Annotated in this window: 18 protein-coding genes and 2 pseudogenes; 16 read left to right on the top strand and 4 right to left on the bottom strand. The window is 34.7% G+C overall.

Translation table 11 applies throughout. The features are described 5' to 3' along the window. Positions 1–591 precede the first annotated feature (591 nt). From AAEY55_RS15420 to AAEY55_RS15435, 4 genes are all read right to left on the bottom strand, one after another. Entirely contained in the window at positions 592–1,914 is a 1,323-nt protein-coding gene (locus AAEY55_RS15420; RefSeq protein WP_350552028.1) for an O-antigen ligase family protein, read from the bottom strand. Positions 1,915–1,978: 64 nt separating this feature from the next. Continuing rightward, a complete protein-coding gene (locus AAEY55_RS15425) occupies positions 1,979–2,524 on the bottom strand; it encodes a hypothetical protein (protein WP_350552031.1) in 546 nt (181 codons plus the stop codon). Positions 2,525–2,545: 21 nt separating this feature from the next. Further along, a complete protein-coding gene (locus AAEY55_RS15430; protein WP_350552034.1) occupies positions 2,546–4,552 on the bottom strand; it encodes an EAL domain-containing protein in 2,007 nt (668 codons plus the stop codon). After that, positions 4,536–5,234 carry a transglutaminase-like cysteine peptidase gene (locus tag AAEY55_RS15435; RefSeq protein WP_041695853.1) on the bottom strand — a complete coding sequence of 233 codons (699 nt, stop codon included), beginning with the start codon at positions 5,232–5,234 and terminating at the stop codon, positions 4,536–4,538. Before AAEY55_RS15435 ends, AAEY55_RS15430 begins: the two co-directional genes overlap by 17 nt. A 260-nt stretch (positions 5,235–5,494) precedes the next feature. Here AAEY55_RS15435 and AAEY55_RS15440 point away from each other — a divergent pair. The 16 genes and pseudogenes from AAEY55_RS15440 to AAEY55_RS15515 form a co-directional block, all read left to right on the top strand. Beyond that, positions 5,495–5,599: pseudogene (locus tag AAEY55_RS15440) on the top strand (UTP--glucose-1-phosphate uridylyltransferase); the annotation flags it as partial. A 119-nt stretch (positions 5,600–5,718) separates the two neighbouring features. Next, positions 5,719–7,629: an acyltransferase family protein gene (locus tag AAEY55_RS15445; RefSeq protein WP_350552038.1), complete on the top strand. Its 1,911-nt coding sequence runs from the start codon at positions 5,719–5,721 to the stop codon at positions 7,627–7,629. 166 nt (positions 7,630–7,795) lie between these two features. Beyond that, positions 7,796–8,686, top strand: a complete 891-nt coding sequence (gene galU / locus AAEY55_RS15450) for a UTP--glucose-1-phosphate uridylyltransferase GalU (protein ID WP_036956277.1) — start codon at positions 7,796–7,798, stop codon at positions 8,684–8,686. Positions 8,687–8,710: 24 nt separating this feature from the next. Further along, complete coding sequence (locus tag AAEY55_RS15455; RefSeq protein WP_076920851.1) at positions 8,711–9,877, top strand: nucleotide sugar dehydrogenase; 1,167 nt, start codon at positions 8,711–8,713, stop codon at positions 9,875–9,877. An 18-nt stretch (positions 9,878–9,895) separates the two neighbouring features. Further along, on the top strand, positions 9,896–10,798 hold the full coding sequence (locus AAEY55_RS15460) for a glycosyltransferase family 2 protein (protein ID WP_350552042.1): 903 nt from the start codon (positions 9,896–9,898) through the stop codon (positions 10,796–10,798). Further along, complete coding sequence (locus AAEY55_RS15465; protein WP_350552045.1) at positions 10,795–12,042, top strand: O-antigen ligase domain-containing protein; 1,248 nt, start codon at positions 10,795–10,797, stop codon at positions 12,040–12,042. Before AAEY55_RS15460 ends, AAEY55_RS15465 begins: the two co-directional genes overlap by 4 nt. After that, entirely contained in the window at positions 12,043–13,158 is a 1,116-nt protein-coding gene (locus AAEY55_RS15470; protein WP_350552048.1) for a glycosyltransferase family 4 protein, read from the top strand. Next, entirely contained in the window at positions 13,155–14,291 is a 1,137-nt protein-coding gene (locus AAEY55_RS15475; RefSeq protein WP_350552051.1) for a glycosyltransferase, read from the top strand. The genes AAEY55_RS15470 and AAEY55_RS15475 overlap by 4 nt, the downstream gene beginning before the upstream one ends. Positions 14,292–14,634: 343 nt before the next feature. Next, positions 14,635–14,793 (top strand): annotated as a pseudogene (locus AAEY55_RS18780) (DapH/DapD/GlmU-related protein); the annotation flags it as partial. A gap of 324 nt (positions 14,794–15,117) precedes the next feature. Next, positions 15,118–16,107, top strand: a complete 990-nt coding sequence (locus AAEY55_RS15485; protein ID WP_350552057.1) for an acyltransferase family protein — start codon at positions 15,118–15,120, stop codon at positions 16,105–16,107. 33 nt (positions 16,108–16,140) lie between these two features. Next, on the top strand, positions 16,141–17,127 hold the full coding sequence (locus tag AAEY55_RS15490; RefSeq protein ID WP_350552059.1) for a glycosyltransferase: 987 nt from the start codon (positions 16,141–16,143) through the stop codon (positions 17,125–17,127). Between the two features lie 9 nt (positions 17,128–17,136). Next, complete coding sequence (locus tag AAEY55_RS15495) at positions 17,137–18,597, top strand: oligosaccharide flippase family protein (RefSeq protein WP_350552061.1); 1,461 nt, start codon at positions 17,137–17,139, stop codon at positions 18,595–18,597. Further along, positions 18,594–20,000, top strand: coding sequence for a mannose-1-phosphate guanylyltransferase/mannose-6-phosphate isomerase (locus AAEY55_RS15500; RefSeq protein ID WP_350552064.1), 1,407 nt, complete (start codon positions 18,594–18,596; stop codon positions 19,998–20,000). Before AAEY55_RS15495 ends, AAEY55_RS15500 begins: the two co-directional genes overlap by 4 nt. 39 nt (positions 20,001–20,039) lie before the next feature. Then, positions 20,040–21,455 carry a phosphomannomutase gene (locus tag AAEY55_RS15505; protein ID WP_350552067.1) on the top strand — a complete coding sequence of 472 codons (1,416 nt, stop codon included), beginning with the start codon at positions 20,040–20,042 and terminating at the stop codon, positions 21,453–21,455. Positions 21,456–21,991: 536 nt separating this feature from the next. Continuing rightward, positions 21,992–24,193, top strand: coding sequence for a choice-of-anchor A family protein (locus AAEY55_RS15510; RefSeq protein ID WP_350552070.1), 2,202 nt, complete (start codon positions 21,992–21,994; stop codon positions 24,191–24,193). Positions 24,194–24,302: 109 nt separating this feature from the next. Further along, the gene (locus AAEY55_RS15515) at positions 24,303–24,701 is read left to right on the top strand and encodes a 3-phosphoshikimate 1-carboxyvinyltransferase (protein ID WP_350552073.1); all 399 of its coding nucleotides are present in this window, start codon (positions 24,303–24,305) and stop codon (positions 24,699–24,701) included. The last annotated feature ends 189 nt before the right edge of the window (positions 24,702–24,890 follow it).

Consider the following 24,890-nt stretch of genomic DNA (forward strand, 5'->3'; position numbering starts at 1 on the left):
TGAATAATTTTCTTAAAGATCTTATTGCACTGAGAGAAGAGAATGAGGAGTAAATGAGAAGATAAAACAAGTGTTAGGGATTAGGCCCGTAACCCGACCCCCGCAGCCCGATAACTTTCGACTTTAACCTCTAAAAGCGAAGCGTCTCTTAACCCTCTTTGTGAATAATTTTCTTAAAGATCTTATTGCACTGAGAGAAGAGAATGAGGAGTAAATGAGAAGATAAAACAAGTGTTAGAGATTAGGCTCGTAACCCGACCCCCGCAGCCCGATAACTTTCGACTTTAACCTCTAAAAGCGCAGCGTCTCTTAGCCCTCTTTGTGCATACTTTTCTTAAAAATCTAATTGAACTAAGAGAAGGGAATGAGGAACAAATGAGAAAGCCAAAAAGATGTTAGGATACAGCTCGTAACCCGCAGCCCGATAATTTCGACTTTAACCTCTAAAAGCGCAGCGTCTCTTAGCTCTCTTTGTGCATACTTTTCTTAAAGATCTTATTGCACTGAGAGAAGTGAATGAGGAGTAAATGAGAAGACAGAACAGGTGTTAGGGATTAGGCTCGTAACCCGCTTCCCGCTTCCCGCAGCCCGTTAACTTTCGCTGCGCCGTTTTTTAATCCGTTTTGGTGCCGGTAACTTGTTGGTTAATAAAGCTAAACATAACACCACTATAAACAACATCGAATTAGCCCCCGCTTGCAGCGAATAATCAACCGACGAATGCAGCATCATTGCTACAATAGCTGTAGCACAACCAAACGCCACACCCTGATAAAGGGCCGTTTTGCGCGTTCGCATGGTATTAATACATAACCATAAACAATAAACCACTAACAGCCCCAATAACGCCGTAGTAGGAATACCCAGCTCAACTGCAAATTGCACATAATCGTTGTGCGCATTGTCGTAATAACCAGAGTAGGGCTCAGACTGATATGCAGGAAACGCAGTGTAAAAAGTACCGCCGCCCGACCCTAATAACGGGTTATCTAAAATTAGTGGGATTGAGTCGCGTACAACTTCATCACGTGTTTCCGATTGCAAACTAGTCTCGCTAATACGTTGTTTTACCTTTTCTACATCGAAAATGGCACCAATGATGATTAAATCGATAATGAAAAAGCTCACAATCAGCAATTTAAATGCTTTAGGCTTTTGCTTATAAACAAACAGCGCCAGTAAGCTCACTATAATTAAGGCGATAAAAAAAGCCGAATTACCCATACGGCTACGAGTTAAAATAAGCGCCACAATAATAATAATTAACGAAATTCGTAAAATGATTTTAGAGCTCAATAATATTTCGGCCCAGGCGCGTAGCGTTTGTTTTAAAGTAGGTTTATAGCCATTGTTAGTGCGTTTTAATTCGCTAATTAACACACCAATGCCTAAGCATAAACACAGCGCTAAATAGTTAGCTAAAAAGTTAGAATAGGTAAAAGTACCAATAGCTCTGTCGGTGTGTTTGTAGCCAAATAAAGGGCTAACAATATCGGGCGATAAGTTTAAGTAACTAGCATACAAAGCCTGAAAAACACCGGCGCAAATGACGGCGTAAATTAATTTTTTAATACGATTTACATTATTACAGTAATTAAATATTAACCAGCTCAACATTATTAAAAAACTGGTTTTTAATAACATTTGTTTTGTTTGAAAAGCATCAACACTTACGCCAAATAACTGGACCCCGCACACCAAAGCAACAATGCCTAAGGCAGTAAATAATGGCCAAGTATATCGAGGAGGGAAAAGTGCTTGGTGGTTATTTAAAACACTGTTTGCCAAGTGAGTAATAAAGGTAAAGCTAGTTAAAATACCAATAGCTAAAATCGCCCAAGGTCTATAACTACCTAAAGGAAGAGGGAGTAAAAATAAGATCAGGCAAATAAGAAAAAATATAAAACGATTCAAAATAAACTCAAACAAAGTAAAAACGCAGCCAATTGGCTGCGTTTGAATATACTAATAGTAAAAACTAGTTACCGACTTCAGATATACCGTTATCACCGCCTGTACCACCAGAACCTGGAGGTGTTGGTAATGTTGGTAAGCTGCCTACTGGCGGAGCAGGCTGGCCAGTACCCGGACCTGCAGCAGTTGCTTCAGAAGCGGTTGTTGCATCAACACCTGCGGTAATTGCTGCTAGGGTAATTGCATCAGTATCTAAACCAGCATCCGAAAGAGCAGCTAAAAAGTCAGAAATTAATAGATTGTCTGCACCAAAACGTGCCACAACAGCAGCAACCATTGCATCTATATCAGCAGCGCCACAAGCGCCATTAAGCAGCTTTTCGTCTAACTTAACTTCTTCTTTGTTTTTACAAATGCGTTTAATAGCTTCTACTAAATCTTCGCGTAATTGTTCAGGTGAAGTATCTGCTGTTACATTATTAAGAATATCAATTATGCTATTTATGCCCACTTCTTGAACCACTGCAGCATTATCCGTTTGTGCATAGGTTGGAAGAGCAGTAAGTGCTGTTGCGCTAGCGACTAAGCCAGCTAAAAGTAATTTTTTCATTTCTCGTCCCTTGGTTGAGTACTAATTGCAAAATTTTAGCGCATCGGTGCAAAAAGTAAACTCTTTATTTACGCCATTTTCATTAGATTTAATAATTTTTGATGGTGGCAGTATTAAATTACCTTGTACGCCATCGCATCCTAAGTATTCGAGAATTTCTAAAGTCTCGGTTTTTTCAATTAAACAGGCTAAAACTTTAATACCAAAGCCATGACAAATATTATTAACTGTTTGAATATAAAATTGACTTTGCGGGTTAGTTACCAAATCTTGAATGTAGCTACCATCAATTTTAACGTACTCAATATCAAGACCTTGTAAATACCTAAACGACGTTAAGCTAGTACCAAAGTGTTCAATACACACATTAATACCCAGCTCTTTAATTGCATCTATATGTAAAGACGCAACATGCACGTTATAAAGCAAACCAATTTCATGTAGTTCAAACACTAAGTTTGTTTTAATTACCGGTTTAGTGTGCGAATAAAGGGTGAGCCATTGTATAAAGTCAGTTGAGTACAAGGATGCCTTGCTAATATTAAGTGCAAATACATCATTTGGGTATTGCTCTTTTACATCTATAAAGCTACGTATAATTTTTTTATCGAGTTCTTCGGTTAAATTTAACTTTTCAGCCATCGCGAATAAGTGGCCATTATTTACCTTTTCGCCTTCATGAATCAAGTGTGCAAATACCTCAAAGTAACACTGAGAATCAGTTTTATTAGCTTGTTTAACAGGTTGCACCGAAAAACTCACTTCGCCAGCATTTATAATCGACTTAATTAAGGTACGCCATTGGTTAACACTAAATAATGACTCTTTATCGTTTTTATCAAACGTAGTGTCTTCACCTATAGTGCAACCAGTATCAAGTAGCGATAACACTTCACCTAAACTCGCTCCTTGCTCAACGCCAACAATGGCTAAATTAGCGTAACCGTTTATATGTAAGCTGTTTTCTTTTTGACTTAAATTATCAATGAGGTCTAGGCGGGCTTTATTTAAAAATAAAACGTCATATGGGGCCAGTAATACAAACGTACCCCCATTAAGCCTAAATATAGTTGAATTTGGTAACTCATCAGCAAGCTGTTTAAGTATTTTTGCTGCATCAAGTACATGCTGATCACCATCTTGGTAGCTTACCACTTGGTTAATATTATTTAACGAGGGCAGGGTAAGCATCAACGCAGTAATTGGCGCATCGTCAGTAATATTATTTACAACAGAATTAAAGTGGTTTTCAAACGACTTACGGTTACCCAACCCCGTTAACGAATCTATGTATACTTCTTCAGTAAGCGCTTGTGTTTGTTTGGTCAGCGAATCAAACGTACTTTGTAAGTTTATAACCATGTTATTTATGGCTTGGGTTACTGTGCGAAGCTCCCGTGCTACTGGTATTTCTTTATTTAAGGTAAAGCGTTTTCGAGTCACTAAAGTGGCTTGATCTTCTACTGCTTTTAACGGCTTAAATACTGCGCGTAAAATTAAAAATGCAATAGCCAGCGATGCTGCTAATAGCAAAAATGAGCTATATAAGCTGCGGAGTGTGTGTTGCCATAAGGTAAGGTAAGATTGCCCAGTATGGCTGGTTACATCAAGTGTGCCTGCCATCATCCAGCCATTGTTTATTTCAGAATGCATAGTAGGTGCACTCAGTTCAACAGCACTAATAAACCAACCAGGAACTGATTCAACGCGTTTAGGGTTTTGTAATTCAAAAACGATGTTGTTTTGCACGTCGGTAAATTTAATTTGGCTGTAATAACCAGAGTCAAAAATAGCGGTTGCCATCGTTTGTGCAATCATTAGGCTGTCGTCTTCTAAATAAGGAGATATCGAAAGCCCTAAACTGGTAGCGGTGTCTTGCGCATGGCTGGCCATTTGCGTTTGTAAATAATTACGGGTTGTATCCACATCGGTAATAACGCGTACGCAAAATGAAATAACCGAAATTAATATGATCAAGCCATATACTTGGGTTTTTAAACTCAATCCATGTTTAAAGAGTCGAGACATAACTACTAGTTCCTTTATTGTTACCGTTGGCAGGCGCAAGCTCGCCTTGTTCAATTCGTTCTAGCATAGTGTTCCAAGCAGAAACCCCACGGCTATTTTTAACCTTATTACCTAACCCTTTCGATTTGGCTAACCATAAACCTTGGCCATTAAAACTGTATATAGGTTTTAAATCGCCCCGATTACTTGCAGGCACTAATTTTGTATTAAAGTTATCAAGCACCAACGGTATTTGGTTAGGCTGTTCAAAGTATATAAGCACCATGTGTGGTTGATTAACCGTACGCTGGCGTACATACATAAAGCGTATTTTATCTTCGGGGATACCTAAAGCGATTAAAGTAAAATATTTAGCAATAACATAATCTTCACAGTCACCCATGCCAACACCTAGGCTTTCTAGCGGGGTGGCCCAGTAATCTTTTTTTTGCCAAAGTTCATCATCGGTTTTGTACTTTATATGCTTATTAAAAAAGTCATTAACTAAATGAATTTTTTGCCATTCGCTTTTGTCGGCAGAGTCATCTATAAAACTCAGCCATGTTTTTATTCGTTGGTGGCCTGCATCGCCGTAAAACTGCTTTGCACGGGTAATTATATCGCTATTACGCAAATGTAAAAGCATGTCTTGTGCACAAGCAAAAAAAGACACCAATATAATTATGCAAATTCCTACGCGCACAAATCCCATCCCTTAAAAGTTAACCGTACTATTATATTCCCATTGAAAGTAAATTGATAGATTACAAAAAAGGCAATAATAACTAGTTAGCATAAAATTAACATAAAACAATCAAAAAGGCTGCTTTTTATATTGAGCGATTATATGTGTTGTGTATAATAACCGCCCATAAAGGTTAGTATTGCTTAAAACTCGCTATTCGCAGCGACATTTATAAACAGCTACGTTATAACCAAAAAGTAACTATAAAAGGAATTGAAGTGAAAGTATTAAAAGCAGTCTTGCCTGTTGCAGGCTTGGGTACCCGTATGTTACCCGCTACCAAAGCAACACCAATGGAAATGCTTCCACTAGTTGCTCCTCCACCTAATGCATTTAAAATAAGTATCTCAAACTATTCAATAAGCTAGTAGTTTTAAGCTAACTAAATATTTTATTATGTCGAAGTTTTTACAGCAGTCAGATTTTCTATGGATCAAAAAATATGAAATACAGAGCTGAGATTGATGGTTTAAGAGCATTAGCAATTTTACCTGTATTATTTCATCACTCAGGGTTACACCTTTTACCTGGTGGTTTTGCCGGAGTTGATGTTTTTTTTGTAATATCGGGGTATTTAATTACAACTATTTTGCTTAAAGAGATGTCTGAAGGGAAGTTTTCTCTGTCGTCTTTTTACGAGAGACGTGCTAGAAGAATATTACCTGCAATGGCTTTTATGATTGTTGTTAGTAGTTTTCTATCCTTTTTCTTTTTAGATCCAGCATCAATGAAAATGCTCGGTTATAGTATTGTTGCAGTGTCAACATTTATGGCTAATATATTCTTCTTTCTTAAGCTTGACTATTTTAACCCAAGTGCCGAGCTAAACCCAATGTTACACATGTGGAGTTTAGCTGTAGAAGAACAATTTTATCTATTTTTCCCATTTGTATTACTCTTGCTTACAAGGTTTAAGAAACATATATTTCTTGCTCTATCAGTAATTTTTATTATTTCATTACTGTCTATGTTCTTAACTTCAAATCAATCAGTTAACTTTTATCTAATCCACACTAGAGCGTGGGAACTTCTTGCTGGATCAATTTGTTCTGTTTTAATTACTAAAAATACCTTATCAGCCATAAATGAAAGCCTTAAAGGGTGGTTAAGTATTTTGGCTATACTTTTGCTCATTATTTCTTATTCAACATATTCTTACGAATATGCCTTCCCTGGTTGGTTTACTATACTGCCGGTCATTTCAACGGCACTAATAATTTTATTCGCAAGCGAAAATAATATAGTTGGTAAAATGCTGTCTAGTAAGATATTAGTTTTTATAGGTCTAATTTCCTACAGCTTGTATTTATGGCATCAGCCAATTTTTGCTTTCGCAAAATTAATGACGTTAGAGTCTTTAACTAATGAGTTAATTGCTTTTTCAATGCTCATAGTTTTTCTTTTATCCTTATTGTCTTATCAATATGTTGAGAAGCCTTTCAGAAGAAAATCGAATAAATCTACAAAAACAGTGCTAACGTTATCTGTTTTTAGCTTATTAGTTATGTCTGTAATGGGCTTATTACTCTCCCTATATCCAAAGTTTGGTGGTTTTAGTAAAGCTGAAATTACTCAATCAAAGCCAAGCATAGGTCTAAATAAACTATGTAACTTCAAATCAGACTTTCAGATACTTGATGAATGTAAAACTAGTGAGAACCCTGAAACAATTGTATGGGGCGACTCATATGCAATGCATTTAGTAAAAGGCTTATCTAAAAACAATGAGCTTATACAAGCGACAAAAAGTGCTTGTTCTCCAAATGTTTCTTTATCAACTTTTCCAAATTTTAAAAGTTATGACTTAAACTGGTCAAAATCTTGTTTTAAATTCAATAATGATGTTATCAATGAGATAGAAAATAACTCGCAGATTAAAACTGTAATTCTCTCTTCTGCATTCGAGCAATGGTTTAAGTATGACTATTTTGATGGTGCTAGAGTTCTTAATAATGATTTTGATACTTATTCAATCTCGTTCAAACAAACGTTATCAAGACTTAGCTCAACAGGTAAACGTATATTTGTCGTTAGCCCTCCACCTAATAACGGTAAAAATATTGGGCAATGTCTGTTGAGAAAGCATTACAGTTTAGTCTCCTACTCAAACTTCATTGATAATAATTGTACATTTCAAAGAAATGAGTTTTCTCAATACTACTCGAAAATTCTTTATTTTCTTAAGGATGTTGAAAGCTATCCTAATGTCAAGCTGATTGATTTAAGTAAATCAATGTGTACAAAAAGTGGTTGTGTGACCTTTGAACAAAATTCTTTATATTTAGATACGGGCCACTTAAATGATTTTGGTTCAGAATATGTAGGAAAAATTATTAATCCAATTATTAATTAAGTAAGAACTTGGCTTTTAACATTTTTGCAACACAAAGCAATGCGAAAGACTGTTTATTTTATTGAGCGAATTAATAACTAGTGTATAATATCCGCTTGAAATACCTTAAGCGATAAACCTTGCTTTAGGTTAAGAGCAATAAAAAGTAACTATAAAAGGAATTGAAGTGAAAGTATTAAAAGCAGTCTTGCCTGTTGCAGGCTTGGGTACCCGTATGTTACCCGCCACTAAAGCAACGCCAAAGGAAATGCTTCCACTAGTAGACAAACCTCTGATTCAATACGTTGTAAACGAAGCGGTAAAGGCCGGTATTAAAGAAATTATACTAGTCACACATGCTTCCAAAAACGCAATAGAAAATCATTTTGACACTAGCTTTGAGCTAGAAGCAACCTTAGAGGCCCGTGTAAAGCGCAGCCTGCTAGAAGAGGTGCGTTCAATAATCCCGCGAGATGTAAGTATTATTTCGGTTCGTCAATCGGCGCCGTTAGGCTTAGGACACGCAATACTTGAAACTCGCCCAATCATCGGCAATAACCCTTTTGCGATTTTATTGCCTGACGTAATTATCGATCAATATAAGTCAAATCTTAAGGTTGATAACCTAGCGCAAATGATCGACCGGTTTGAACTCACCCAACATAACCAAATTATGGTTGAACCTGTCCCACACGAGGAAGTGCACAACTATGGTGTGGTTGATTTGGCGGGTAAAAATATTGCGCCTGGCGAAAATGCAGCCATTACCAATATGGTTGAAAAACCAAATAATGATGAAGCGCCTAGTAATTTAGCCATAACAGGGCGTTATGTTGTATCGCCTGCTATTTGGGACTTGCTCGAGTTTACACCTCCAGGAGCTGGCGGCGAAATACAATTAACAGATGCATTACTGCAGTTACGTCATCTTGAAACAATTGAAGCGTATCATTTAAAAGGTAAGTCGCACGATTGCGGCTCAAAACTTGGCTATATGTTGGCAAATGTAGAGTATGCAATGCAATCAACCTCAATGGGTGAAGAGTTTACCAAGCGCGTCAAGCAATTGTTGGCGTAGTTTATTATATTTCAAGGATTTAAAATGAAAATCACTATCGCTGGTACTGGCTATGTAGGCTTGTCAAATGCTGTATTATTAGCACAACATAATGAAGTAATAGCTCTTGATGTAATACAAGAGAAAGTAGAGCTAATCAATAATAAAATATCTCCTATCTCAGATGATAAAATTGAAGATTTTCTTGCAAATAAAGAATTAAACTTAGAGGCTACAACAGATAAACATAGAGCATTTAAGAATGCTGATTATGTTGTAATTGCAACACCTACAGATTATAACGTTGAAAATAACTACTTTGATACAAGCTCAGTTGAAGCAGTAATCAAAGATGTTATCGAGATAAATCCTAAGGCAATAATGATCATAAAGTCTACAGTCCCTGTTGGCTTTACAAAGAGAATTAAACAAAAATTTTGTCACAATAATATTATATTTTCGCCCGAATTTTTACGAGAAGGTAAAGCTTTACACGATAACTTGTATCCATCAAGAATAATTGTAGGTGAAAAGTCTGAACGGGCTGTGGTTTTTGCCAAACTTTTAGCTCAAGGAGCTATAAAAGAAGATATAGAAATTCTATACACTAACTCAACAGAAGCTGAAGCTGTCAAATTATTTTCCAATACGTATTTAGCAATGCGAGTCTCATACTTTAACGAGTTAGACACTTACGCTGAGACTCATGGGTTAGACTCAAAGCAAATCATTGAAGGCGTTTGTTTAGATCCAAGAATAGGTAATCATTACAACAATCCTTCATTTGGTTATGGTGGCTATTGTTTACCTAAAGACACTAAACAATTAAGAGCTAACTTTGAAGACGTACCAAATAGTTTAATAAAATCAATCGTAGACGCGAACACCACAAGAAAAGATCATATAGCCTTTTCAATTATCAATAAAAACCCAAAAGTAGTAGGTGTATATAGACTTATAATGAAATCAGGTTCAGATAACTTTAGAGCATCTTCTATACAAGGGATAATGAAAAGAATAAAAGCTCGAGGTATTGAAGTAGTCGTTTATGAACCAGAATTACACGAAAGTGATTTCTTCAACTCTCAGGTAATAAATGATTTGGTAGAATTTAAAACCAAATGTGATGTAATTGTAGCAAATAGAATGGAAGAAGCTTTAAGCGATGTTGTAGATAAAGTATATACGCGCGACTTATTCGGCAATGATTAATTTTTAAGTGAGGTTTAGATGTTAATTTCTATTTGTTTATGCACATATAAAAGAGCTCACTTAATTAAAACACTTGAAAGCATCAATGCATTAACAATCCCTGATAACACAGAGATTGAGGTGATTGTTATAGATAATGATGAAGGCAAGTATGCAGAATCAATTGTGTTTGAAAAAAGCGATAATTATAGACATAGATTAACCTACATAAATCAACCAATAAAAAATATCTCTATTGCAAGGAACGAATATTTAAAAGCAGCAAAAGGAGAGTATATAGCCTCGCTAGATGACGACGAAATTGTTGATAAGGAGTGGTTAGTTAACCTTTTAAATACAGCCGTTAAATACAAGGCGAGCGTTGTTTTTGGTCAAGTAAAGCCTATTTACCCTAATCATACTCCTAATTGGATTGTACAAGGGCGTTTTTTTGATAGAAAGGTTAGAGAAACAGGCACTGAAGTAAGTAGTGGTGGCGCTGGCTGTACTTTAATCCGTAAAGAGGCTTTATTAAAAACAGGGTATACCTTTGATGCTAAGTTTGGAAAAACGGGTGGTGAAGACTCTGATCTTTTTTATAGATTACATAAAAAAGGGTTTAAGCTTGTTTATTGCAAAGAAGCATTTGTATCCGAAGAGGTAGAACCCGAAAGGCTAAACTGTAAATACTTGTTTAAAAGAGCAATACGTATAGGTCAAACTTTTTCAAGGTATAGATTTACACTTATTGGTTTTACAGTGAGTAAATGTCTATACATTAGCAAAGCAATCTTAAAAATGTTTTTATATGCGTTTTTGAGTGTTTGCGCTTTACCATTTGGGAAAGCTACATATATTACATATGTGTTAAAAATGCTGGATAATTTTGGGAAATGTTATTTTTTTGCCACTAATGATGACTTAGTTGAATTATACAAATGAATTTGGCTCAAAAATTTTTGCAATCGTATGGACTGTTCATAATATTTCTATTCTGTTTTGGCATATTAACGCCAGATTTAGATGCAAAATTTTCTCTGATGGATTTAGATCTAGAGCAACAGTTAAATGCTAGTGCTGGGAGTAATATATTTAAACAATTATTATGGTCGTCTTTGTTTGTTTTTTATGTTGCCAGCTTCTTTTTAGCAGGTAGTTATAAAAAAGTTAGCAGAAATTTTTATTTAAAATCGTTGCTATTATTGATGATTGTTTTCATCTCTTTAATAAGTGCCTTTTGGTCTAACTATCCTAGTTATGTTTTAAAAAGATCTCTTTTTCAGCTGATATTTATCTCAAGTATTATTTTAGCTTTTTACTACTCGTTTATTAATAAAACACTTGAACGATCGATAATGCTGACTGTTTACAGTTATTTATTCATAACTTTAGTCAGTATTTTACTTGGTGTGGGTTTTACAGCTGATTCCGCTTTAGCAGGTTTCGCTAAAAATAAAAACTTGATGGGTATAAATTTAGCGGTATTAATAATTACATTTCATTCGCTTAAAAAAAGTTACAATTTTAACTTTAGGAATTTTAAGAATATTCTAGTCCTTTTGATAATATTATTACTTTTAACTAAAAGTAAAACTAGCATATTTTTAGTGCTATTTTACTTTACTATGTCAAATATACATTTTAAATATGTCAAAGCCTCATTACTAATAATTTTAGCTTCATGTGTGAGTATGTTTTTGTTATTGCCCCTGCTTTCTTACTTGTTAAATGATTATTATCATGTAGGGAAGCTTGTTGATGCAAACTTCATGACAGGGAGGGGCTTTATATGGAATATTCTATACTATGATCTTGAGTATTTTGACAAATTGCTAAGTGGTTATGGTTATGGAAGCTACTTTGGTGTACCTCAAATACCGTATTTCTTTGATGTAGATAATAGTTTTATCCAATATATTAATTCTGCTCACAATGGCTTTATAGAATTGTATTTACAGTTTGGTGCACTTATAACAATTGCTATTATAGCCATTTTTGCAATGTGTATGAAGGGCTTAAATTCTTCACATTTATTAGCTGGTTTAAGTGTAATTGTTCTTCATAATATTACAGAAGCATCTTTTTACAAAGATAGCACCAGTATATGGGTTTTATATCTTTTAATATTTTCTATTTCTATTTTTAGTAAAAAATTATCAATAAATTCAGGGAAGTTAGGTACATAAATGAAAGTTGCAATTATACATGATTGGTTAGTGGTTAATGGTGGGGCTGAGAAGGTTTTAAATGAGATACTTGAGCTTTATCCTAAAGCTGACATTTTCACGTTAGTAGATTATTTACCCGAAGAAGATCGCACTTGGCTTAAATCGGTGAAAATACACACATCTTTCATTCAGAGGCTGCCATTCGCCAATAAAATGTACCGAAATTATTTTCCACTTTTCCCAATTGCTATCGAGCAATTCGATTTGTCTAGTTATGACCTTGTCATATCGTCGAGTTATTCTGCTGCAAAAGGTGTAATAACAGGCCCTGATCAACTTCATGTTAGCTATTGCCACTCACCAGCAAGGTATGCATGGGATATGCAAGAGCAATACTTAAAAGAAAGTGGTAATGATAAGGGGTTGAAATCAATAATAGCTCGCTATTTTTTACATAAGTTTAGAATTTGGGATACGAGAACGGCTAATGGCGTAGATACATTCATTGCAAACTCTTCATTTATTAAAAAACGAATTTATAAATGCTATAGAAGAGTGGCTGAAGTTATCTATCCTCCAGTTAATATTGAAAAATTTAAACTGGAAACAACAAAAGAAGACTTCTATCTTGCAGCGTCGCGCCTAGTGCCATACAAAAGGCTTGATTTAATAGCTGAGGCATTTGTAAAAATGCCAACAAAGCAGCTTAAAATTATAGGTGATGGCCCCCAAATGCAAAAAATTAAAGATATTGTTGGTAATGCTGACAATATAGAAATTTTAGGATACCAGTCAGACGAAGTGATGTTAAAAAATATGCAAAAGGCAAAAGCATTTGTATTTGCTGCTGAAGAAGACTTCGGAATAATCCCTGTTGAGGCCCAGGCATGTGGAACACCCGTTATTGCATTTGGAAAAGGCGGTTGTTTAGAAACGGTTAATCATGGAGTGAGTGGCGTTCACTTTAAAAAGCAAACAACCAAATGTTTGATTGAGGCTGTAGAATCCTTTGAATCTAGTAGTTATACATTCGATCCTAATGAGGTAAGAAAAAATGCAGAAAAGTTCTCCAATGAGGCTTTTAGAAGCAATATGACTAACTTAATAGAAAGCGCTCTTAGAGAAAAAAATTGAAAATATTACATATACATCAAGACTTTCCTGACGGTAGAGATTATCCATACACTAAAGCAGTTTCAAATTTAGTCGATGCAGTTGAGGAGTTAGACCAAGGAATTGTGAATTTTGTACTTTCTGTTAATAGAAGTAACAACCCTTTTTCGATATCATTGAAAGGCTTTGAAAGAGGTGTATCAATTGTTTTTTGGGGACTGCCTATTGCTTACTTATATAGGCTGCAAATTAAAATTAGTGCAATTTATCTAAGCAAAAAATTAAAGCTTAAAGATTATGACTTAATACATGCTCATAAGATGACTACTGAAGGAATTTTTGCATTTTATTTAAGTAAATATTCGGGTGTTCCTTTTGTAGTTTCTGTTCGTGGTGGTAGTGATTTAAATAACATAAAACGGCTGAAGGATTGTGAACCATTATTCAAGAGAATTTATGCTAGTGCAAAGCATATATTTTGGGTTAGCCCGTGGGCAAAAAAGTTTATGTATCAAATAGTAAAAGCAGAAACTCCTTCTAGTAAGCTGCCTAATATATGTGAGATAAACCATATTATTCCTCAAAGAGTTAATAATATTAGTTCTGATTATGTGACAATTGTTAGCTTTCATCAGTATAAGCGTAAGGGTGTTATCCCTTTGTTAGAGGCAATTTGTACTCTTAAGAAGGATAATGTATTTATAAAACTTGATATTATAGGTAGCGGCAATCTACAAGATAAAAAAGTTATTACAAACAAAATTAAAGAGCTGTCTTTAAATGATAATGTAAATTTAATAGGTGTTTTACCACATCTAAAGCTAATTGAGAGATTAAAAAATTCTAAGGCTCTTCTAATGCCTGCTATAAATGAAACATTTGGAATGGCTTACATTGAGGCATTAGCATCAGGCTGTCCGATTATGTATATGAAAAATACTGGGGTTGATGGGCATTTGGGTGACCTTGATGTTGGTGTAAAACTTACATGTCAAACCAGTGATGAAATTAAACTTGGTATTTTAGAGTTGGAAAAAAACTACCAACAATTTTCAGATAATATTTGGTCAATCAATAAAGCTGGTGAGTTAGAAAAATTCACTGGTGAAGCTGTTGCCAGTCATTACTTAAAGGTACTAAACAGTGTTAAATAATCTAAAGCTTTTCTTATACTATATTTTACTTTCTAAGCTCCCATCTGCACGTTTTACATTTATATTCTCTAATATAAGAGTTTGGTATCTCCATCATATTCTCAAGGTTTTAGATAAAAATGGTAATCAATCAATGGTTGGCTCAAATGTATATATTGGTCGGGCGAATAAATTAAAAATAGGGCAAGGCGCAAGAATTAATGAAAATGTTTATTTAGAAAGTGTGAAAATAGGCGATGATGTAATGATAGCTCCAAATGTATCAATATTAAGTCGTATGCACGAGTTCGAGTCTATTGAACTGCCAATGTCACTTCAAGGTTATAAAAAAGAAAAAAAAGTTATTATTGGTAATGATGTATGGTTAGGTCGTAATGTAGTTGTGCTCCCTGGTATCATTATAGGAAATGGTGCAATTATTGCCGCCGGCTCTGTCGTAACTAAAGATGTTGAATCGTATAGTATTGTTGGTGGTGTGCCCGCTGTTCTCCTGAAAATGAGGAAAGAGCCAACAGATAAAAATAATTGAGTTATCATATTTTATTGTGCTGCCTATAAATATAAATCTTATAAACTAATGCCAAGTTAAGTTTAGAGATATCGTTATTGCTAAAGGGTAGATTTTGGAATACCTTCCTACAGTTAAAAGGACTAAAATTTAAGCATGATAATTTAGCTTAACTTGGGTTTAATTATTTTTCTAAAGTTTTAATTAATGAGCTTACTTATTCAAAAAATATAAAATACAAATATAGAACACCTTCAACTGATATTTTTTACTAACTTGAAAATACACAACTAATTCTAAACAAAGGAAAGTTAAACGTTGGATATTAAATACATGCACAATTTAAGAGGCTTTGCTATTGTTTTAGTCATTGTTGCTCATTCTATTTCTGCACTTTCTACAGCTAATGATATTGCCTTATTAAGGAGTGCGTTAACGAACGCCACCGTATTGTTTGTAGTGATCTCTGGTTATTTTTTTTCCCTTTTAGAAAGCCGCTATAGTTACTATTCATACCTAGTCAATAAATTTAAAAATGTAGTGTTCCCTTACCTTTTTTTATCACTTCCTGCTGCTTTATTATATGTAATGGACTTGAAACAAAATCATCCATGGATTGATATGTCAAGTTTTTCCCAGTTAGGTTATGTGTATAAATACCTTTATTTAATTGGAACAGGAGCGCACTTAGGACCTTTGTGGTTTATTCCTATGATTGTATTATTTTTCTTTACTTTCCCTATACTTAGAAAAATAAAAAAAACAAGATTACTTTATATAATCTTTTTATTATCATTATTTATGTCTTATAATGTCGGACGACCTGAGTTGAATAATCAGGTGTTCCAATCATTTGTATATTTTCTACCTGCTTATCTATTCGGTATGATTTTACAAAAAAATGAAGTTTTAGTTTCAGAACTTGCTACTTTAAGTATTTTATTGCTACCTGTTTTTTGTATTTTTACCCTCTTTATTTATTACTTCTATGGTTATAATTCTTCTATAGATAACTTACTAAAATTAGTTTTATCTTTACTCACGTTTGCTTTTTTTCATGAAAAGCTTAATTTTGACTTTAAACCACTTAGTTTTTTAGCTGGTATCAGTTTTTACTTATATTTTGTTCATGGTTATTTTATAAGTCTGTTACGTATTTTATTGAAGGAATATAGTGTAGGTTTACCTGAAATAATAATAATGATGCTAGTCTTCATTTGTGTGATAACTACATCAGCTTTAAGCTACTTTATATTACGAAAAGTATTTTATAAACGAAGACGCTTCTTTTTAGGTTCAGATTACTAGTTGACTCAATATTTAATTAACAACGGAGATTTTATGAAGGGGAAGATTTTAGTTATTGCCTCGGCTGGCGGACATTTAACTCAGGCAATGTGTGCAACTAGTATGTGTAATAATTTAACCTTAGTGAGTAATAAGAAAAATATAAAAAATAAAAATATAAAAAAAATATATCAAATAATGGACACGCAACATAATGTATTTATTCATTTTTTTAATGTGTTTTATGCAATATACGTTTTGTTACGTGAAAGGCCTATCGCAGTTTTTAGTACAGGTGGTCCAATAGCTTTACCGTTTGCACTAGTTTGCAAGTTTTTACCGATTAAATTTATTTATCTAGATACACTGTCACGAGTGATTGAATTGTCAAATACAGGGAAGTTAGTAAAAAAGCATAAACTATTTGATGCTTTTTATTGTCAATGGGAGAAAATTGCTGAGGAGAATGATGCTCAGTACATAGGAAAATGTTTTGATATCTTAAGCGAAAATAAATATGAATTAGAAACAAAAATGATAGAAGAAAAGCCGCTTATTTTAGTAACAGTTGGCACAAATCAGTATGACTTTGACCGCCTGTTTAAGATGTTATACGAACAACCATTATACCTAAGTGAAGATGTCCGCTGGGTAATTCAAAAGGGTCATAATTTACTTGAGACTAACCCTGTTAACGGAGAAGTTTTAGATATGGTTTCACGAGATGAAATGGAAGTACTCGTTAAACAAGCAAGCTTGGTCATAAGTCATTGTGGAATAGGTAGCATTAATCAAATGTTAAGCTATCAAAAGAATGTTGTTTTTGTTCCAAGAGTAGCAAGGTATCAAGAGTTTTCTGATGATCATCAGTTACAAATCGCCAATGAAATTGGTAGCGATTTATTCAAGGTTGTTCTACCAGATGAAAAACTACCAGAGATCATGATTGATGATTTGTTGAATAGGCCTTTAGTCATGAAACCTGTTGATATTAATAACTATGCTATGGCTAATCATTTTAAAAACGTATTTTATAAGTAAGTATAATTAATGTCTGAAATTAGCAAAAGCCTTAACCAAGCAATTTTTAAAAGTGTACTTGGGAAATATAGTTTGTATGTTTTTCAGCTTGTATCCTTAGCTGTACTATCTCGGATCTATACACCAGATATGTTTGGTGTTCTTGCTGCTGTGACGGTTATGATACTTTTCTTTCAGCTATTAGCGACCTCCGGTTTAGGTCCTGCAATAGTTCATTGTGACACTATAACTCCGAGTCAAAGGGATGGTATTTTCAGTTCAACAGCAATTATTGGAATTGTCGGTGCCTTACTATTTATGTTCATGACGCCTAGTTTAATAAAATGGCTTGAGCTTTCAGATATTCCTTATATTTCTATTGTACTTGCTTTCAATATATTTTTTTCTGCATTATCAATGTTTCCCTTAGCTAGTTTACAAAAAGATACAGAGTTTTTATTAATTGCTCGTGCTGAGATCTTTGCTGAGTTGAGTTCATTTCTAGTAGCATTATCTCTGTATTATTTAGGCTTTGGTATACTTGGTTTAATTAGTAAGCTTTTAGTGGTACCAATAGCACGTTTTTTCTTGTATTTTTATTTTTCAAAGTCCAGTGAATTAGGCCGCCCTTGGTTTGGTGCTGAATTAATTGCTATTAAGCGATTATTTGGAGTTGCAAAATACCAATTAGCTTTTAATGTGCTGAACTTTTTTTCTCGTAACTTAGATACAATTTTGATTACGAAGTATTTTGGGGCATCTGCAGTTGGTATTTACGAAAAATCTTATCAAGTGATGCGTTATCCTTTACAGCTTTTTACTTTTGCAATTACTCCCGCATTACAGCCAATTCTAACTAAACATAAGCATAATCCTGAATTAGTTATGGGCGAGTTTTACAGGGTAGCATTTAAGCTTGTAATGTTAGGTACATTTGTTGCTTTGGTTCTTTTTTGGGCTGCTGATGATGTTGTACTTATTTTATTTGGTCCTCAATGGCATGGTACAGCAGCGATCCTTCAAATATTATCTATTACTATTCCTTTGCAAATGGTTTTAAGTTCTACAGGTGGTGTTTTCCAAGCATTTGGTTCTACAAAAGAAATGTTTTATTGTGGATTGTTTTCGTCAGTGACTAATATTTCAGCAATCGTTTTAGGTGTTGTCTCTGGTGATCTGCTGTATTTATGCTTGTTATTAACATGTTCTTTTCTGATGAATTTTATACAATGTATTTTTGTTTTGCATCGTTATGTTTTTAAATTACTCCCAATTAGGCAGGTATTTTTACTGCTTTCATTAATCATATTTAGTTATTTGAACTTGCTGTTTAAAGATACAGAAGTAGTCGAGAATTTAGAGTATTCTAAAGCATTTATCAATAGTGCGATTGTATCTGTAATTGCAATTAGTTTAGTTTCCACAATTTATTTTATTATTTCAAAATTTGACTTATTTGAAATCAAGTCATTTAAAAAGGATCTACAATGATTTTACCAGTAATTATGGCAGGTGGTTCAGGTACTCGTTTATGGCCGTTATCGCGTGGCAATTATCCAAAACAATTTTTAGCGTTGGATGATTCAAATACAACAATGCTACAACAAACAATCAAACGTTTAGGTGGCATTGAGCATTCGCCAGCTATGCTTATCTGTAATGAAGAACATCGCTTTATTGCCGCTGAGCAGGTACGTCAATTAGATGTTCAGCATTCAGGTATATTCTTAGAACCTGTCGGACGTAATACAGCTCCAGCTATTGCTTTAGCAGCTCTAAAAGCAATAGAAAATGATCAAGATGCTTTACTACTCGTGCTTGCAGCTGATCATGTTATTGAAAATCCAATAGCATTTCAGGAAAGTGTTAAAAAAGGTGCAGAGTTGGCTAAGAGAGGAAAACTAGTCACTTTTGGTATTGTTGGAGATAAGCCAGAAACCGGTTATGGTTATATTAAACGTGGTGAACAATACCAAACAGGCTTTGTAGTTGATAAATTTGTAGAAAAACCAAGTTTGGATGTTGCAAAACAGTACATAGAAAGTGGTAATTATTATTGGAATAGTGGCATGTTTATATTTAAAGCGAGTCGCTATTTAGAAGAATTAAAAACATACCGCCCTGATATTTATTCAGCATGTTCAAGTGCGATGAAAGTTCAGAGTGATGATATGGATTTTATTCGTGTTGATAAAGCTGCGTTTGAAGCATGTCCAGATGAGTCTATTGATTATGCAGTGATGGAACATACCAAAGATGCAGTTGTTGTCCCTATGGATGCAGGGTGGAATGATGTAGGTGGTTTTGCTGCTTTGTGGGAAGTATCAAAACAAGATGAAAGTGGCAATGCGTTTAATGGTGATGTAAAAGCTATAAATACAAAAAATACATTAGTTTATAGCGATGACAAATTAATAGCAGCAGTCGGCGTTGAAGACCTAGTAATCATAAATACTAAAGACGCTGTATTAGTTGCACATAAAAATGAATCACAAAAAGTTAAAGCAATAGTACAGCAGCTAAAAGATGAGCACCGAAGCGAAGCTACTTTTCATAGGGAAGTCTATCGCCCTTGGGGTAAATATGACTCGGTTGATAGCGGTGAACGCTTTCAAGTAAAACGTATAACAGTTAAACCAGGTGCTAAGTTGTCGGTTCAAATGCATCATCATCGCGCAGAGCATTGGATCGTGGTTTCGGGTACAGCAAAAGTTCACCTAGACGGAAAAGAGCAATACTTGACAGAAAATGAGTCCGTATACATCCCTATAACTTCGGTACATGCACTTGAAAACCCTGGTAAAGTGAACCTTGAACTTATAGAAGTGCAGTCTGGTTCGTATTTAGGCGAAGATGATATAGTTCGTTTTGAAGATAGATATGGCCGAACATAAAAGTGGGTAATTTGATAGTAATTATATTTAGAGGGTACTATGGATAGTTCGATTCTTATTGAACAAAGCGGCATTGAGTTTGGCACTTCAGGAGCCAGAGGATTGGTAACACAGTTTTCAAATGAAGTTTGCTTTGCTTTTACCTTGGCATTTTTAAGCACTCAAGGCGAGGTAAAACGAATTGCATTAGCAATTGATAATCGCCCAAGTAGTCCTGCAATTGCTAAAGCATGTTTTAGTGCTGCCAGAGCAATGGGTGTTGAGGTTGATTTTTACGGAGTTATACCAACTCCTGCCCTTGCTTTTAAATCTCAAGAGGATTCAGTACCAGCAATAATGGTAACAGGCAGCCACATCCCATTTGATCGCAATGGGTTAAAGTTTTACACCAAAACAGGTGAAATTACTAAGGCAGACGAAACAAATATCTTATCAGTTAAAGCTCAAGTTAATCATGTCTCACTTTTCACTTTGCCAGAACCAAGTAAAGTTGCTTTTGAGTTATATTTAGAACGCTACTTGAGTGTTTTTTCAAATGATTTACTTAAGAATAAAAAAATTGGTGTTTATCAGCACTCAAGTGCTGGGAGAGAACTTTATCCATTATTATTTAGAGCATTAGGTGCAGAGGTTGTTTGCCTTGGTTACAGCGATAATTTTATACCAATAGATACTGAGGCTGTAGGCGAATCTGATAGAAAGCAAGCGAAAGTTTGGTCTACAGAATATAAGCTGGATGCTATATTTTCTACAGACGGTGACGGGGATCGTCCTTTACTTGCCGATGAAAATGGGAATTACTTTACCGGTGATATTTTGTGTTTATTAGCAGCTAAAAGTTTAGGGATTCAATCACTTTCTGTTCCTGTAAGTTGCACTAGTTCAATTGAGAAAAGTGGATTCTTTAAAAAAGTAATACGCACTAAAATTGGTTCCCCTTACGTGATTGAGGCATTTAAAGCGCTTCAAGAAGATTACAGTAGTGTTGCCGGTTTTGAAGCTAATGGCGGGTTTTTATTAGCTTCTGATATCTATATAGAAAATACAAAAATCACTCGTTTAGCTACAAGAGATGCATTGTTGCCGGTGTTAGCGGTATTAAGCCTTATTGGCAATCAGAAGCTTTCGTCAGCGTTAGAGCTTTTGCCCCATCGTTTTACCCATAGCGATAGATTACAAAATATCGACAAAGGGTTGAGCTCATCTATTATTAATTTAGGAAAGCAAGAACCAGAAAAGCTTTTGTTGATTTTTAACTTAGAGGATCTAAAAATAGCTAGTGTTATTGATATAGATGGCCTTCGTTTAACATTCAGTAATGAGGACGTTGTGCATATAAGGCCTTCGGGTAACGCACCTGAGTTAAGGTGTTATACCGAAAGTAATAGCTTTCTAAATGCAAAAATATTGGCCGATAAAGTATTGGCATCTATAAAGCATTACATTAAATCTTAGGCATTTATAATAATGGCTTTTTTTATAAGGTAAAGTAACTTTTTACCAACCTCGCCTTTTTATTCATTAGTGATTATTAAGGCGAGATTTATAAAAATCACATCTTTAGCTTTTAAGCCCCTACCAAATTATTTCCTACTTGCAGATATTAAGTTAAGTGTTTTTAACTTATACGCTAATAGGCTTTTATTTTTTCTCTCAGTATATTTTGTCTTTAAAACTTGTTTTCTAGTTGTTGATTAAGCAGAGTTACAGTATTGCAAGGTTGTTAACATTGCATTAACATATGGTAGTACTTTAATATTTTAATTTTGTCTTTTTAGTTTGTTACAGCTTTTTATTTTATCGTAAGTTATTGATTTTAACTTTTGTTCCTGTTTTGTATTATTAAAAGTGGTACTTTCGTAGTGTTTTTTGTTCCTTTTGATTTTATTTGTGTATATAATGTTCACCAAGAACTAAATAAATTAACTTTCATTAAACAAATGACTTTAACTTGGTGCCTATAGTGCACTTTTTCATTTTCGAGGGATAAAATGACTAACTCAATACTAAAATTTAAAAAGCTAAGTGCAGTGATCGCACTTACTTTAGCTAGTTCTACAACACTGGCTGCAGATTTAGGCGTTGCCAATAATTTTTCTGCATTTGTTTTTAATGATTTTAAATCGAATTTTGGCCGTGCAGATGGTGCAATTGCAGCAGGTGAAATTGATCTTAAAGGTTACAGCGTGGGTTACACTCGCCCATACAGCCCTGAAGAATATTACCTAATTAGTGAATCAACCATCGATTTTAAATATGGTCGCCAATATGTAGGTAGCATGGTAGCTGGTGGCGGTACTGACATTCATTGGGGTGTACGCTGGGGTATGGAATGGGGTTCTAAAATCCTTTCTAACCAAGATGAATCGGCCATGCCATTTAGCTTTGATGAACAAGAAGAATATTATAAAAATTTAAGCGCCGAGTTAAACCAGTTAAATCAAACAGGTACAGTTTACCGTAAATGGGGTGGTTTATACCTAGAAGGTGACGGCAGGTCTGATAGACAAGTGTTTAATATTGATGGCCGTGATTTTGCCCGTGCTCATACTTTTAAAGTGTGGGGTATACCAAGCGATGCAACTGTAATTTTTAATATTACAGGTGGTGCTGATTTACATGTGCGCGGTAAGGGTTTTTGGCATTTACGCCGCCACGCGAGTAAAACCGTATTTAACTTCCCAGATACACAAAAACTTAATATTAAAGGCAACCGTTGGAAGGGTGTAATACTTGCCCCTTACGCTGACATTAAAGGCGCATACGGTACGGCTGAAATGCCAATTATTGGCCAAAGTTTTAAAGGCTCTATGGCACTGTTAGGTGGCGAGTTTGATGGTGAATTGCCATCAGTAGCTCAACCAATTAAGCCTTTCGCTTTAGAAGAAAAGTGGCATTGGAATTCAAGTGATTTTTTACCGGAATATAATCAAGTTATTTCTACACCTATTGTTGTCCAGCTTAATGACGATAATGGTGATGGCTTCATTGATAACAGTGATGTTTCAGATATTGTGGTTACTACTTATAAAGACAACCTCTTTTATAAGACGGGTTTAGTTCGTGCTTTAAGTGGGGTTGATGGTACTGAATTATGGAATTATGCAAACGGCGGCGTATTTAGCGATACTCGTCATTCTTTAGCGGCAGCAGATTTAGACGGTGATGGTTTTGTAGAGATAATTACAAATGATCAAACGTCAGACGTTTTACAGGTAATTAATCACCTCGGTGAAGTTAAAAAAGAGTTTATAAAAGTAGGAAAGCCAAATGGTGAGATTACGCTGACTGACATAAATAATGATGGTGTTATTGAAATTATAGCTGGGAATAATGTGTTTAGCTATGAAACTGGTTTTATGTTTTTAACTAATGACAAAGCTCTTTCATCTACAAGCTTTGATTCTAACAGCAATGGAAATCAGGAAGTGTTTGCTGGTGGTGGTTTATACGACTCTAATGGTGTACAACTTTGGCAATATGGTGAGTCAGGAAGTATGTGGTTTAGCGCTATTGCAAATTTAGATGACGATTTAGATCCTGAAATTATAGTTAGCAACCCTTCACTAAATCCTGATGAAGGCCAATTGGCAGCACTTGATCATAATGGGAATTTAAAGTGGAAGGTTAGTAATCCGCAAAATCTCGGAGGAGGCGTGCAAGCTGTCTCTAGCTTTTTAGGCGTCGATGAAATAGGTATAGTACATGCAGGAGAAAACGCTGTTGATATGTATGACAAAAACGGACAACTAAGATGGTCAGTAACAAACGAAAATACAAGCTGGAGGCTAGGCGTTAGTGGGTTCGACTTTAATGGCGATGGCATTGATGAAGTAATAGTGCAAAATCGTCTAAGCGTTAGAATTTTAAATAGTCTTGATGGCTCTGTGTTAGCTAAAGTAGAAAACTCGACGTTAGCTCTCTGGGAGTATCCTTTAGTAGTTGATCTTGCTGGTGATAATGATGCTGAACTTATTGTTACCTCTAACAATTCTAAGGCCGATTACAGTATAAATAATGGTGTAACGGTTTACGGATCAGTTGAAGGTAGTCTGCCATGGAAAAATGCAACCCGCATTTGGAATCAACATTCGTTTCATCAAACAAATATTGGTCAAGATGGTAAAGTACCAACTGTAGAATTACCAAGCTGGTTAAATAATAATACTTACCGCTCTAGTACACTTAAATAAAAGTACTTTTAGCAAATGAAAGCCAATTAACTTTTAATTGGCTTTTTATTATTAAATAGTTGTTTAAAATAATTGGCAATTAATAATCACGTTGAATTTGAGGTTTTTTTTGTCGAACTTACAGCAAGATCCAGCTATTAGAAGTTTACTAGAGCGAATGCCTAAAAACATTCAAACTACGTTTACTGATGAACAGTTGGCACATTTAAAAATAGCCATAGGTGCTAGGCAGTGGGGTAACCATGCTGTTGATTGCAGAGGCGTAGTTAAGTTTTTTAAATACCGTTATTACTATGTTTTTTTAGCAGGTCGAAATAGGCGTGAATTAAGTACAAAAGAGCAAAAAATAGCAAGACTTAGTCAAGCATTAATTTTAAGCATCGCAGCTACTTTTATTATTTTACTTACATTGCTGATTTTATATTTGATTAAGTCGGCATTGGGAATTGATATTTTTGATGGATACTCGTTTGGGGTTTGGAGTTGGTTTAAGGAGTTATTTAATTAAACTTAAATAAAATGTGAGTATTCTTTTTGATACTTAACAAACAAAGCAAGAGTTAGCTAAAAGATTTAAACATGAATTTTAGTACTTTTGTCGGAATCAGTAATTGAACAAAATTGGCTAATACTATATTATCCCTGTGGATTTTTTGGGGCTTTACTCAAACTGAATTAGCTATAAGGAATTAAGCAA

Source organism: Pseudoalteromonas sp. 120-MNA-CIBAN-0494, from assembly GCF_040308885.1.
GTDB lineage: Bacteria > Pseudomonadota > Gammaproteobacteria > Enterobacterales > Alteromonadaceae > Pseudoalteromonas > Pseudoalteromonas nigrifaciens.

Excerpts from the sequence above, each read along its gene's own strand:
- AAEY55_RS15500 (WP_350552064.1), top strand. The coding sequence starts at position 18,594 with ATGATTTTACCAGTAATTATGGCAGGTGGTTCAGGTACTCGTTTATGG.
- AAEY55_RS15495 (WP_350552061.1), top strand. The coding sequence starts at position 17,137 with ATGTCTGAAATTAGCAAAAGCCTTAACCAAGCAATTTTTAAAAGTGTA.
- AAEY55_RS15425 (WP_350552031.1), bottom strand. The coding sequence starts at position 2,524 with ATGAAAAAATTACTTTTAGCTGGCTTAGTCGCTAGCGCAACAGCACTT.
- AAEY55_RS15505 (WP_350552067.1), top strand. The coding sequence starts at position 20,040 with ATGGATAGTTCGATTCTTATTGAACAAAGCGGCATTGAGTTTGGCACT.
- AAEY55_RS15510 (WP_350552070.1), top strand. The coding sequence starts at position 21,992 with ATGACTAACTCAATACTAAAATTTAAAAAGCTAAGTGCAGTGATCGCA.
- AAEY55_RS15470 (WP_350552048.1), top strand. The coding sequence starts at position 12,043 with ATGAAAGTTGCAATTATACATGATTGGTTAGTGGTTAATGGTGGGGCT.
- AAEY55_RS15455 (WP_076920851.1), top strand. The coding sequence starts at position 8,711 with ATGAAAATCACTATCGCTGGTACTGGCTATGTAGGCTTGTCAAATGCT.
- AAEY55_RS15460 (WP_350552042.1), top strand. The coding sequence starts at position 9,896 with ATGTTAATTTCTATTTGTTTATGCACATATAAAAGAGCTCACTTAATT.
- AAEY55_RS15445 (WP_350552038.1), top strand. The coding sequence starts at position 5,719 with ATGAAATACAGAGCTGAGATTGATGGTTTAAGAGCATTAGCAATTTTA.
- AAEY55_RS15490 (WP_350552059.1), top strand. The coding sequence starts at position 16,141 with ATGAAGGGGAAGATTTTAGTTATTGCCTCGGCTGGCGGACATTTAACT.
- AAEY55_RS15430 (WP_350552034.1), bottom strand. The coding sequence starts at position 4,552 with ATGTCTCGACTCTTTAAACATGGATTGAGTTTAAAAACCCAAGTATAT.
- AAEY55_RS15465 (WP_350552045.1), top strand. The coding sequence starts at position 10,795 with ATGAATTTGGCTCAAAAATTTTTGCAATCGTATGGACTGTTCATAATA.